The sequence below is a fragment of the Ruminococcus sp. NATIVEDY161 genome (assembly GCF_045819895.1).
GTDB lineage: Bacteria > Bacillota > Clostridia > Oscillospirales > Acutalibacteraceae > Ruminococcoides.
Genome location: NZ_CP162392.1, coordinates 1992644 through 2005604, shown reverse-complemented (window position 1 = coordinate 2005604; position 12961 = coordinate 1992644). Strand labels below are relative to the sequence as shown.

The following is a 12961-nucleotide window of genomic DNA, read 5'->3' as shown; positions in this document are numbered from 1 at the left end:
TCAGCGTTTCGCCCTGACTTCGGAGCAGTTCGACAAGGTCAATCTGACGAGCGGTGTCCTTCTGATCGTCAGTAAAATATTTGTATTTTGCTATAAATTGTCACTCTCCTTAACCATGCTTGAGACCATGCGCCTCACGCTTGGCGTCAATTATTCGTCGTAATTTTTTATCTGTCATGTTTTCTCTGCTCTTGCGTTCATCTTCAATACGGTTCTGAATAATACGGGCAAGGTGCTGCAGTAACCGAAACGCCGCCATCGCAACCGTCGGATTTTTACTGTGGCTGAGATTGTACAGAAGCTGCGGGGCATAGGGATTGCCGTGTTCGGCAGATAGATTCAGATACGAAAGAGCCAGGTCTGTGTCCTTTTCCACGCCGTTTCCGTAGAGATACATTTTGCCGAGCATGTACTCAGCGTAGCTGTTTCCATTTTCAGCAGCAGTTGTGAAGTGCTCAACAGCTCTGTGAGTATCGCGGTTTTCCGCATCTGTCAGCCGCAGTTTACCTGCGAGATACGCTGCATAAGGGTTGTTTTCCAAGGCGGCTCTTTCCAGATAAAGCAGAGCCATAAACACATCCTTCTCCACAACTGTTCCTTCCGCGTACAACTTTCCGAGAAGATATTGAGCGTACTCATAGCCGTCATCAGAGGCGGAATTGAGCCAACGGAGAGCTTCACCGGTATCTTGCGGAACATCTTCTCCAAGCAAAAACAGCTTGCCAAGACGGTATTTGGCAACGGAATTTCCGCGCTCGGATGATTTTTTTAGCCAGTCAACAGCAGATTCCGGGTCATAATTTTCACTGTCATTGTTGAGAAGCAGCTTGGCAAGGGCGTATTGAGAATACATATTTCCGGCTTTGGCTTTCCTTTTCAGGCGTTCAAATTCAGAGAAGCGAGGCTGTGAAGGTTCTTCTTCATCACTGTCATCGAGCGGTATATGGATTGATTCCGTTTCGCTCGCGACAACTTCATTCTCGTCCTCAACCGTGAATCTATCCTCGAAAATGTTGAGTGCCTCACGGATAACGGCGTTGCGAATGGGCTTAAACTCGTTGTTCTGCGAGAGTGGGACTCGCTCGGCAGGCTCGTCCGTGTAGGTGCTGCGGATAAAAACCTTGTCCTGATACCACAATTCATAGAGCTGACTGAGCCGTTCATCACCGGCAAGCTCGTCCACAATCTCGTCGACAAGCGCCTTGGTATCGGCGTTAAGGTAGCCGTAAACCTTCTTGCCGCCGGTCTCGGAAAGTTTTTTTGACAGCTCCAACAGCTTGGTTTCGAGCACTGGATTGTCATAATTTCCTTGGTTGATTTGAGCAATAATATTGGCAACAAGCTCTTTGCTTTCTGTTCTGAGTGAGTCACGGTGGGCGGTTTGTTCTTTATATTTGCATACCAAATCCTGTGCGAATATTTCTTTTCCGAGAGAGGAGCGAAGATTATTGACGTTGTTTTTTGATAGATAGCCTGCTGATGTATCTGTAGAATAGATTATCATATGGACGTGAGGATGGTAGCTTTCGTTATGAAACGCGGCAAACCAACGGAGATTCTCCATCGGAATGTGGAACTGTTCGGAGAATTCTTGGGTATGAGCACGAAGCATATCGCGCCAGCGCTCGCCCGAATCATACCCTAAACGTTCTGCGTCCTCGCGCCGAAGAGAAATAATTGCTGTCCAAACATTTCCTTCATGGAGGTTTAATTCGTGAGAAACTTTTCGAAGATTCACGGGCTTACCGTCATCACTGAAGAGTCCGTGAGCACCAAACCTCTGTGCTCTTGGTCGGGTTGCGATGTAGTCCGCATAGGTTTTTGAGTCGAGAATATCGTCGGCAACCTGTTCCATTGCTCTCGAAATTAGTTCGGAAGCGTTTTCAACCGTTGGCTTTAATGTGTAATCTTCGTACTCCAACAACTCTTTTACCTCTGGATAATCAACGGTAATTTTCGTAATAAACTGCTGTTGTTTCTCTGTTGCCGGTTCATTTTTTTGAGAATCATCTATCTTTTCTACACCTTCACGGGTAGCAATGTAGCGAGCGTAGCCACCCTTTTTCTTTTTGCCGGGTTTAAGATATTTGAATTTAGTGACAAGCTTTGCCATTATTTACGCCACGACTCCTGCCAGTCAACCGCATCCTCAAATTGCATCATACCGTTGATTCCTTTGACTTCCTCTATGCACTGACCGCGAAGTCGTTCCACTGAAAGCGGATCATATTTACTGAGGTTGGCAAGAATATTTTCAACCATAGCGATCTCAACCGCCAGCTTAAATAGCATTCTGTTGTTTCGATTGTCGCTCTCACGAACGATGCTTCTCATATTGGAAAGGAACATATTCGGCAGGAAATTAGCCTTGTTCTCCGCGGTCATATAACCCACATAGAACCGTACTGCCTGTTCAATAAAGTCGGATTTTCTTGGGCAGCCTGCCTCTTTATACAGTTCCTTCACCTTTTCCCATGTTTCCGGATACATCCAAATTGTATACTTAGTCTCTGCTCATTAACCGCACGAAACGGATATGAGGTTATTTTTCAGCTTCAGCAGCATTGATATTACGTCGTACAGGAATCCCAAAAATCGGCGCAAAGAACCTCTTGCTAATTTTTCGAGGTTCAATACCAGTAGGGAAAGCGCAATGGAACAACGGGTCGTTGTATCGAGCTTCGTTCTGATGAGTCCCAAGCCGCAGCATCTCTTTGCGAGGCTGAAGCCTCGCTCGACTTCGATACGATCCGTGTTATCACTGTATGCAGTTTTGCGTTCCTCCGGCGTCGGTTCTTTTTTTGGACGCCCCAAAGCCGGACCGGATATACGGATACCCTTGCTCTTGCAGAAAGCTCTGTTGTTCCGATTGCGGTATATCTGATCGACCAGCACCCTTTCGGGATAGCGTCCGGTTCGCTTGCGGTATCTCTCTATTGCCGAGATGAGCACATCCGCTTCATTGTAAGCGTCAAAGGATAATCTCTCTAACCGTGCGAATCCGTTTTCATCAATGCTCATATCCAGCTTTGCACCGAATTCTACCGGAGCTTTTGCTTTGCCGCGCACGATGGGTCGGATATACGGCTGAGAAATACTGACGATGCGGTCTTTGACGCTGTGAACATTGTTGTCATACATGTACTTTTGCTGTTCATACAGCTCTTTGATGACCGTTAACCGCTTGGCTTGCTTTTCGGTAAGAACTACTCCGTTGGCTAATACAAACATATCGATATAGCCGAGGTCTCGACGAATATACTGAAGCTGCTGCTTGATCGCCTTGCGGATCTTTTTCTTGGTACGCTTTTTGCATTTCGCCAAATTCAGATAATCTTTTCTCGCGTTTTTGCGATACATCCTTGGCTTGTAAAAATTGTAGGTATAGCAGATATCGTCTATGATGGATTCAAGATTTTCTCTTGCCTCGTTCAGCAGATTGATGTCCTGCGGGTAAGAGATGTTCTGAGGAGCACAGGTAGCGTCAAGAATCAATGTGCCTTTGTTGTCTGCTTCGGATTTCTCATTCTCTTTGCTTTCAGCATCCTCGCCGCCATCGGAGTGACTGTTGTTATCCGAATCATCGTCTTCATTGTTTTCAGGCAGATTGAATTGGATCATCATTTCGTTGATGTCTTCAAGGATGTCATCTGTCAGACGTTTGCGAAACTCTACCAAAAGTGACGGCGCAAAAGGCGCTTCATAAGAATATCCCGGAAGTCCGATAAAGTATTGGTAGTAGGCATTCTCCTTGATTTGCTCGACAAGCTCACGGTCGGAATAATCATATTTCTTCTGGATCATCAGCGACCCGAGAGCTGTTTGTAAAGGTTTTGCCGGCATACCGGTCTCGCTCGGAAACAGCGCGGCATATTTTATCTCGATGTCGTACCACGGTATACTCGCAGCCTTCTTTACCCAGCGGTTCTCAGGATCCATCTGCATCCCTGCGGGCTGATTGAAATCTGTAAAACTCATTTGTTGATTTCTATGGAACTTATACATACTGTCCTCTAACTTAAGTGCAAGCTTTTTTATTGCTCTTGATTATTTTCTTGCACTTATTATAGCACATTTCGATGAAAAATGCACTGTTTATCGAGAATTTTACTGATTGCTTGTTTTGAAGGCAGTGACTACTTATTTTTTTCTGTCGCCATTGTTCCTCCTTTCCGACAGCGTCGCAAATAACTGCGAATTCAAGCCGAAATACTCCATAAAAAGCTATAAGGTTCAACCTTTTTTCAAGTCTTTCAAAAAACGTTGAACGTAAGATTATTGCACAAAGATGCCCGAAAAATGGCTTGCGGTCGGCGTTGCCGTCCGCTGTGAACCGGTGCGGCGCAGTCAAACAGCGTCGCACCTTTCTCCTGCTTTGACGCCCGATTTATTCGGGCAAAGACTCTTTGTGCATAATACCCGGGTTAAACTCCGCCAAAAGCGGCTCGCTTACGACACGTGGTTTTCCGACTTGTTTGTGTGTTCGTGCGACACGCGCCCAAATCCGGCGTAGACGTCCTGTGCGGCTACTTTCCCGACCACTCGCAGAAAAGCCGTCACAGGGCGAAACACGGGCGAACAGGGCTGCTACATTTGTATTTGTGAGCCTGCGTCCTCAGACACGGCGTCTGTAGAGATTTCCAATTCTTTGCCCTCGAGCTGCTCCTCAAAGAGTGCTTTTCTCTCATAGTCGAACAAATCAGCCTGCGCTTCTGAAGCTCTAACGGCTGAGAGTACGTCGCTGAGACGATAGGTGTGCCAATCATCTGCACCCTTTTCAAGAACAGAAACATTTCCGCTCTCGAAATCAATATCCGCTATAACGCTAATGTTGTCTGAACTTCGAAAGGTATCGCACACCATGGAAAACAATTCATGGTCAAGGATTCTATGCTCTCCAAAATATCCAACGACAGAATCCACGGTGTATTGGTTGATGTCGAACTGCATATACTCACTGTAGAGCTTTGCGAATTTAAACAGTCCTCTGACATACCGCGACGAGAAATTGATATCGCCGTCCGTGTTGTGAAGATGGAAGACACCGACAGTATTCTGAGGACTCACACGAGCTACAGCTTCCTCTTGCTGAATGCGAGATTCAATTTTCGCCCGTTCCAAATGCGGTACGAATTTCCGGTAGAGAGAATCAAGCGTATTCTTTAAAGCTGTTTCGACCGAGCTGCCGTTTTCCTCCAACGCACTTTCCAAGGCGCGGAGCCGGTATTCGTTATACAGCAGAGTTACTTCCTTGTTAGCCATTGCTATTCACCTCCTGTCGCTTGGGTTTTAACGGCTCTTTTTTCATATCCAAAAACTCTTTGACTGCTGACGGTACATTTCGCGCGTAGAGCGTATCAATGGATTTTACCAATTCATCCTCAACGTCAATGCCCTTCCGCTCCGAATATCTTTTCAGCGCATCAAGTTTGTCTTCATCGTATGAAACGGTGACGGTTGCTTTTTTCAATTTCTCAGCCTCCTACATACCAAACGACTGCCCTGCGTCCACAAACGCAAGGCAGTCATCGTTCAGAATTGTATTGCCGTTGTTGTAGTCCTCCACCATCTTTTCGGCTTCGGTCATGGTGTGCGAGCGGTCATACCAGCGGGACTCCATCTCATCGATGGTTTTTTCAATGCTGTTCGGGTTGACATGACAGGAGTAGTACTCAGCCGCGTCGAGAAACGCTTCGCGTCCATGCTTTTTGTAGATACCGTAAACGGATTTCATTTTACCCTTTGCCATCATAACACCTGCGTTTCAAGATAGTTGCTGTCGCGCTCGGCTTCCCACTCGGTTTCACTTTCACGGCAGTCATCCAAATCAACTGCTTCGTCGTCCTCACCGAAATCTGCGTCCTCAATACAGCAGAACTGCAGGCGCGGCCAACCGTGTACTTCATTCAGTTTTGCGCCCTTGAAATTGCAGGTGTCAAACCGAGCATCGCGCAATGTAGATTCACAAAAATCGGAACCCGTAAAATCCGCACCTTCGGCTTTGACGTATGAAAGGTCACAGTCGACGAAATCGCAGTTTTCAAAAGTACAGTAGCTAAAATCCGCTTCGCTGAAATCAACATTGTTGAAACGGCAATTGTAAAATGAGAGGTTTGGAAAATCCCGGGCGATAAAACTTTGATTCGAGATTTCGCACCTTGAGAAGCATTGCTGTTCGCCTTCTCCGGCATACAGCCAGAGAATTTGACGGGCGAGCTTTGTTTCAACCTCATCATACGGCAACGGCTTGTACTTGGGTTCCTCATGTTCATCTGTTATGTTGCAGCCGAGCACAGACGAGAGCGCAAGAGCGCCCGCGATACCACCCTGACGGCACAGAGGGCAGTGCTCCATATGATAGGTCATCTCGATACAGTCCTCTGTCATCATTAAATCGTTGATTTCCTCTTGCTGATTCAGCATATCTGTAAGAAGCTGTACGTTGCCGTTGATGTCAGTTTTGTCAACGCCGAAGTGATGACTCAGTTCATCATAGCTGACGCTCCATTTTCCGTCGGTTGTATTCTGTGTTCCGCTCGTCACGCAATAACGGGCGATACGTTTCAAGTCTTCGTTTTTCATTGTTAATCACTCCCTTTCACAGTATCGGTGAAAGCCCTTCGGCTTCGTCATCCGAAAACACTTCAGGCTCTCCCTTGCAATCCAAGGAATACACCGCATCCAGATTACAGTCCTTGACCACTTCATTCGTCAGCATACATTCAACTGCTGTTGTGCCGGACAGATTGCAACCAGTAAGAGAAGCGTTTGTAAGATTGGCGCCTTTGGCATAGATATTATGCATATCACAATTCTCAAAACCAGTCCCAACCAACACGGCGTTACTGAAATCGGCTGACTGCAAATTGCAATCATCAAAAACAGTACGGTTACAGATACTATGCGACAAATCCCTTCCACAGAGGAAAAGTCCGCGCAGTACACAGTTTGACAAATCAGCCTGTTCGCCGCCCGCGTCATTGAGCCACAGGGAATGGTTTGCGCAAATAACATCTAACTCTCCTTGGCTTAAATGCCTGACTGCTGCGGCTTTGCGGAATTCTGGATTGATTTCAAGTATCAAATCGCCATTGTTTTCCTCTACATCGAAGAACTCACTGCACTCGGCAATCATCTCGGTGAACAATGTGCGGTCAAATAATTCGCAGTCACACGCACTGTCAACCTCATCCAAGTAAAGCGTATAGGTACCGTTTTCCTGCTTTTGAAGTGCCTGTGCCGTGAATCTCTCAACCATACGGCACATTCTGCCTGCGAATTCTTCAAGGCTGGGAGATTGCAGCTGCAGTATCTGTCTTGCGTTTGGAACGAAAGCAGAATACCTTGCATAGTCCGCACCATGCGGATTGACAAGAAAGCCGTCGTTGCCGTCCGCGTCCAACAGCAGAATACAGTGACGTTCATTCTTGGTGTCCTCCGGGAGCCTGTGGAGACTGTTGGTAATCGCGCCATAACGGGCTGTCGGATAATTTTGAAAAGTTTCAAACGATTCGTGCGGTATTTCTTCAACCACATCTATCACGCAATTGTCCAATCTGTAATCTTCAGGTTTCCTTTGAAGTTCAATATTAATGTTCATGTCTTTCACCTTCTATTTATGAAATTTGTTATAGGCAGCTTCGGCGTTGTCGGCTCTGCGGGAATCCTCAAATGCGTAATCGCCGCAGCGCTCATACACACGCTCAAACACTATCGCTGCCGTGCGCGTATCGGATTTCAAAAATTCGGTATAGGTTATACCGTTATAATTTCCTCCGTAAGTAGCAAACGCAGATTGAATGGTACTGTGCAGATAATCGCATTGTTGTTTGATGGAAGAACCCTTGAAGCCGGACGGCGTATATTCCAGACACCATTGACACAAGCCGTAGAATTCATCGCCGTTAAAATGTCCGACGATATCCCAATCCAAATCGAGCGTGTCTCCGCCGCACTCGCGCATCATATTGCCAATGATACCGGCGGCGACACTGTCTGAATATCCATAGCCCTTCAGGTAAGTCCATACCTGTGTTGCGGTGTCTCCCGAAACAGGTTTTTCGGGCTGTTTGAATTGACCGTAGCCTAAAATCTCCCTGTGGCCGACAGCGTATTGTTTTTGGCGAACCGCGTCTCCGCTGTTACCTTCAATGGTATAAACAATGCCGTTCTCCACCTTCTCAACAATACCGGTGTGGTCACCGTTACCATCCAAGCCGTCGTATTCCCAATCAAAGAAAATAATATTTCCCGGCTTCGGCGTCGCCGAACCGGGCAGCCATTGATTCTTTGATCTGAACCAATCTGCGCCGTCATCGACAACGGAATATTGAGGCACTAAACCCGAATCAAGATATCCGCATTGATTAGCGCACCAAGATACGAAAACGCAGCACCACTCTACTCTGGACGGGAAGCCGTACCACCGCCAATATTTTTCACCGCCGGCATTGCCTAATTCCTTTTTGGCAACCTTTACGATATCCGTGTCGCCGCCGGACAAACCAATGGAATAGTTGAAAGCGTCGTTTGTAAGGTTTGTTCCAAACTTTTTATTTATCGCCTTTATCAATTCCGCGTCAGATTGCTTTGCCTTGAAGCATGAAACAATATTATCCACGAACTTGGCGTCACCTGCCTTTTCGTATAAAGCACCCATGTACAGCATGTGCGCCTTTTGGATTTGTTCATCGGTAAATTTTTTTGCCTGCATCTTCGATGTGATTTGTCCGAGAATCTTGTCCATCTGTTCAATTTTTGCCCAATCCGCTTCGTTCATCTCAGCCTTAACCGCAGCCTTTAAGCCCTCGGTGTCAATCTTAATTTGTCCTGTGCCGAGAGAAATAATAACGGCAAACGGTATCATGATGATGATTAACGCACCCAGCACGATACCGCCTGCCCATTTTAAAACCTTTTTATCTGTTAATAATGAGACGGCAACCTTTTTCAAGGCCGCGCCTACAGAAAAACTCATCATATCACCTCCGGTTTAAAAAGAGGGTTTCTGTTGTATCGCCCGTCAATCACATTTCCATTCCCGACATTTCTTCTCCGCTGTCATTTGCAAGATACTCCCCGGAAATCACAGCATTTAACTCTCCATCCGTGTATTCCACACTCTCAAACTCGGGACGGGTGTTGAGCATATCTGCAAGCAAAAACTTATCCAATACATTCGGCTGAAAGTCAATTTCGATATCAGATAAATCGGAATGAAATTCGCCGTTCTCCTGACTGTTCACTGCAAGCTGCGTTACTTCCTCAACTACGTCCATCATATCTTGGACATACGCCTGCAAGCTCGGATGCTGTTCCATCGCGAGCATTTGCTTGGCGTTTGGAACGTAGGCAGAATATCGAGGATAGCTGTAGCCCTGCGGATCGATCAGGATGCCGTCGTCGCCTGCTTCGTCAAGTGCCAAAATGCAGTGGCGGGTATTGTCGTTGGTGACCGGTAGCTTATCGCGCAATTCTGCAATGAAATCAAAATCATCCGATGTACAGTTTTTCAAATATTCAAACTGCCAGTGTCCGAGGGTTACTACCTCATCTACCTGACACCTTTCTGTTTGCAAGTCTGTCGCCTTATACTGTAAGGGTGTTTCAATAATCATCTGCCGCCTGCCTTTCCGAACATAGCGGATTTATAATCGGGTGCGATTACCTGAAGGAGATACCGCTCGTTGCCGCAGCGGTAAAGACAGGAGCCGCGGTCGGGATACTTAATCAGTTCGAACTCGCTCGGCTCAACCATGAGCGCATCCATGTACTCCTTCGGGTTAATCTGACCGGCGTTGAACAGGAACTGATGCGTCGGGATAGAAAACAGCGGCTTTGTGAATTCACGGATGCTCGGAATCAGGAAATCCTCAATGTTCTGACTGGCGAGAATGATTGAGCTGTCCTTTTTGCGGACACGCTTCATCGCATTTCGAATATACTCAATCGCCGTCATATTCGTCAAAAACAGATACAGCTCGTCGATGGACGCCGCCGTACTGCCTTTTCCGAGAAGCTGATTGCTCATGTACGACAGAATGTTGAACAAGAGCGCATCCTTCAGCTTTTTGTTCGTGTCCATCAAGCCCTTAACGCCGAACACAAGGAACTCAGAGTCGTTGATGTTGGTGTAGCCATTGAAGTATTTTGATTCGGCGCCAATACACATAGAATTGAGTCCAAGGCAAACCTCGCGCAGAATGTCCTCTGAATAAAGAGGCTTGATGCTGCCGTCAAAGGTTTTGTATTCCTTTTCGCAAAGGTCGTAAAAATCGCTCATGGTGGGGTAATCGGTTGATTTCAGCAGGCTGTAGTCGGTCGTATCGGTGATACCGAAACGGTTGTAGAGCTTAATCAGCATCAGCTCAATCGTGTCGATGTGCGCGTCGCTGAAATCCTTGTAGCTGCGGAAGAAATCCTTGAGGAAAGCGATATGCTGACTCAGCCTTGTCACCTTCTTAAAGGCTTCGGGCGTATCAATATCAATTTCTCCCGAACCGTCTGTCCATGCTTTGGGTTCCAGTGGATTGATAATGCTGTCGCCGGACATGAAATCAATGTAGGTGCCGCCGAGCGCAGAACAGATTTCCTCATACTCCGCTTCGGGATCAAGGCAGATTATGGATTTGCCGGACTCGCGGATATTTGTCAGAATCAACTTGAGCAGATAGCTCTTTCCCTGACCGGAGTTACCGAGAATCAGGATATTGGACGTTGTCTTGTCCTCGGCTCGTCTGTCGAAGTCAACTAAGATATTCGTTCCAAACTTATCTCTGCCGATGTACAAACCCTTCGGGTCGGTCTTGCCCGAAAAGTTGAAGGGATAGAGATTGGCAACTGAGCTTGACGGCAAAACGCGCTCAAACTGCGCGCCGAACTGATTCGCGCCCACGGGCAGAACAGAGAGAAAACCTTCCTTTTGCCGCAGCGTCAGCTTATCCACGGAGAGCTTTGAACGTGTCAGTTCCATTGTGATGTCGCTCTGCAAATCGCGCAGTTTTTTCAACGTCTTTGCCTTCAACTCTATAAAAACACAGCAGTGAAGCAGTATTTCCTTGTTTTTGCGAAGGTTTGCCATAAGCTGAATAACATCCTGCAGGTTACCTTCCGCCTCGATGGTATCGTTCACGTCGGTACCGCCTGTTTTCAGTTTGTTTGCTCTGGTGGCGTTCTGCATAATCTTGCGCTGCTCAAAGGATTCGACCAGTCTGTGATAGATACGCAGCGTAACACCGTTCCGGTCGCCGAGCTGCGACAAAATCGCCTGTTCTTCCGTTGTCGGCGGATACTCCTTTAACGCCCATACAGAACGGAAACTGTCACCGATAATGTAATAGTCGGTATGAAATTTGATAGTACCCGGCAGAATACAGTCAAAGAAGTCCTTGGTTCGGATTTCCTCTTGCTGCTCCGGCGTGAGTACCTTCTCTTTTTTCTTTGCCATAATTCCTCCTTGCGCCGTTTTGCGAAGCAGAATGCGCAAGAAGTCATACAACAGAAATCAGCCGTTAAGCATTCGCAAAACGACTGATATAATGGTTTAGTTATTTATTTTTGCACGGCAACCACAATCAGACGGTTATCCTGGCCGTCGTTTGTACAGGTTGAAAGCGTAATGAGTTTTTGTCCGTACTTGAGCTGGTTACCGATGGTGTACAAGGCTCTCTGAGATATGTCCTTTATCTTTTGTTCAAAAAATGCTTTGTTAGGTGCATTTTTGAGATTATAGAACATATCATTGCTCTTGACTTTAGCAACAGCGTATACGCTGAACTTTTTTACACCCTGTTCTGTTTCAAGCTGAATCACCGAATGTTGCTGTGCAAAGCTTTTGCTTGTATAATTCAGCAACGGAGCAAACATGGTTCCGGCGTTCATATCATGGCCGTAAATAATCATGTTATCGCCGTTTAATTTACAGCCTGCGTCAAGAAACGGAACGCCTGAAACGCTGTAGTCGCCGTAAAAATTCAAATTGAGATATTTCTCGGGATTACTCGGCGTATGCATAACAGGGTAATCAATGGTGGTTCCGTATATGGAAAGCCATCCGATGCACTCGCTGTTGATTTCACGCAGTGATTTGAAATCATGGGCGTGGTTCCGGTAAGTTTCACCGGCAAGGTGTACAAAATCCTGTTCGTCAACCTTTGCCGCCGTATCTGCGTCAAACGTAGCGCTTTCAGTGGTATTGGGCAAAGCTGTTTCATCGGGAACAGCTTCATCATTTGTAGCTCTGGTCACTTCATCCAGCTGTTCAAAAGCGTTCTGATCGTTTTGTCGTTGCGCGTAATCGTTGTAAAGCATAAAACCCGAAACGCCAAGTGCTGTCAGACAGACAGCAAGACAGACACAGAGGATAATTTTAATCTTCACTGCCGCCATTCACCTCCAAGAATTGTTCGCCGTCGACATCGGGCATCTGCTCACCGTATAAGCTTGCGTCGAAGTAAATGGCGAGCATACGCTTGATGTCCGGCTTTTTCAGATGACGGAAGTCGAATCCTTCCTCGCGGAGCTTACGCTCAATGTCAGCCGAAGACTTCTGCTTATCAGACTTGCCGCCCTTGATTCGTGCTACAAGCATAAACTGACGCGCAGTGGAGATATCGGTCTGAATACTGTCGAGAAAATCCATGTCCTTCTTAATCAGCTTGCGGATATTGGGATTCGGCTCATCTTCAAGTCGTTCCTTCAGATAGAGCTTGTTGTCATCGAAGCATTCCGATGAATCGGTACAGCTAACCTCAATGTCCGGCATTGCCGAAAGCAGCACCATCATGTTTCGGATTTTCGCCTCAATATTCGTTGCGGAAAGTACCGAAATATTGGTCGGTGTGATTGCATAAAAAAGCAGCTCATCTTTGCCAACCCTGATTCCGTGTTTAGTGAAGGTCTTAATGCCGATGAGCTGCTGAACCGAGCGTCCTTTTTTCTTTTTCTGTTGTTTTTTTGCCAA

The 12961-nt window shown here is 46.7% G+C and carries 13 protein-coding genes; all 13 read right to left on the bottom strand.

The window, feature by feature from the left end:
• Positions 1–109 precede the first annotated feature (109 nt).
• The 13 genes from mobP3 to AB1I50_RS09590 all read right to left on the bottom strand — a co-directional run bounded on the left by mobP3 (position 110) and on the right by AB1I50_RS09590 (position 12961).
• Positions 110–2113 (bottom strand): MobP3 family relaxase, encoded by a 2004-nt coding sequence (gene mobP3, locus AB1I50_RS09650; protein WP_407723814.1) that lies wholly within the window; start codon positions 2111–2113, stop codon positions 110–112.
• Entirely contained in the window at positions 2113–2490 is a 378-nt protein-coding gene (locus tag AB1I50_RS09645; protein ID WP_407723813.1) for a hypothetical protein, read from the bottom strand. The genes mobP3 and AB1I50_RS09645 overlap by 1 nt, the downstream gene beginning before the upstream one ends.
• Before the next feature lie 27 nt (positions 2491–2517).
• Positions 2518–4005: an IS5 family transposase gene (locus AB1I50_RS09640; RefSeq protein WP_407723075.1), complete on the bottom strand. Its 1488-nt coding sequence runs from the start codon at positions 4003–4005 to the stop codon at positions 2518–2520.
• 582 nt (positions 4006–4587) lie between these two features.
• Positions 4588–5262: a DUF6103 family protein gene (locus tag AB1I50_RS09635; RefSeq protein WP_316620999.1), complete on the bottom strand. Its 675-nt coding sequence runs from the start codon at positions 5260–5262 to the stop codon at positions 4588–4590.
• Entirely contained in the window at positions 5255–5470 is a 216-nt protein-coding gene (locus AB1I50_RS09630) for a DUF6103 family protein (RefSeq protein WP_316621000.1), read from the bottom strand. The genes AB1I50_RS09635 and AB1I50_RS09630 overlap by 8 nt, the downstream gene beginning before the upstream one ends.
• Before the next feature lie 12 nt (positions 5471–5482).
• Positions 5483–5749, bottom strand: a complete 267-nt coding sequence (locus AB1I50_RS09625) for a hypothetical protein (protein ID WP_407723812.1) — start codon at positions 5747–5749, stop codon at positions 5483–5485.
• Positions 5749–6582, bottom strand: coding sequence for a pentapeptide repeat-containing protein (locus tag AB1I50_RS09620; RefSeq protein ID WP_407723811.1), 834 nt, complete (start codon positions 6580–6582; stop codon positions 5749–5751). The genes AB1I50_RS09625 and AB1I50_RS09620 overlap by 1 nt, the downstream gene beginning before the upstream one ends.
• A gap of 16 nt (positions 6583–6598) precedes the next feature.
• Positions 6599–7534 carry a pentapeptide repeat-containing protein gene (locus tag AB1I50_RS09615; protein ID WP_407723810.1) on the bottom strand — a complete coding sequence of 312 codons (936 nt, stop codon included), beginning with the start codon at positions 7532–7534 and terminating at the stop codon, positions 6599–6601.
• Between the two features lie 78 nt (positions 7535–7612).
• The gene (locus AB1I50_RS09610; RefSeq protein ID WP_407723809.1) at positions 7613–8980 is read right to left on the bottom strand and encodes a phage tail tip lysozyme; all 1368 of its coding nucleotides are present in this window, start codon (positions 8978–8980) and stop codon (positions 7613–7615) included.
• Between the two features lie 46 nt (positions 8981–9026).
• Positions 9027–9617 carry a DUF6329 domain-containing protein gene (locus AB1I50_RS09605; protein WP_407723808.1) on the bottom strand — a complete coding sequence of 197 codons (591 nt, stop codon included), beginning with the start codon at positions 9615–9617 and terminating at the stop codon, positions 9027–9029.
• Positions 9614–11446 (bottom strand): VirB4 family type IV secretion system protein, encoded by a 1833-nt coding sequence (locus tag AB1I50_RS09600; RefSeq protein WP_407723807.1) that lies wholly within the window; start codon positions 11444–11446, stop codon positions 9614–9616. The genes AB1I50_RS09605 and AB1I50_RS09600 overlap by 4 nt, the downstream gene beginning before the upstream one ends.
• Before the next feature lie 104 nt (positions 11447–11550).
• Positions 11551–12378 carry a class B sortase gene (locus AB1I50_RS09595; RefSeq protein WP_407723806.1) on the bottom strand — a complete coding sequence of 276 codons (828 nt, stop codon included), beginning with the start codon at positions 12376–12378 and terminating at the stop codon, positions 11551–11553.
• Positions 12368–12961: a hypothetical protein gene (locus AB1I50_RS09590; RefSeq protein WP_407723805.1), complete on the bottom strand. Its 594-nt coding sequence runs from the start codon at positions 12959–12961 to the stop codon at positions 12368–12370. The genes AB1I50_RS09595 and AB1I50_RS09590 overlap by 11 nt, the downstream gene beginning before the upstream one ends.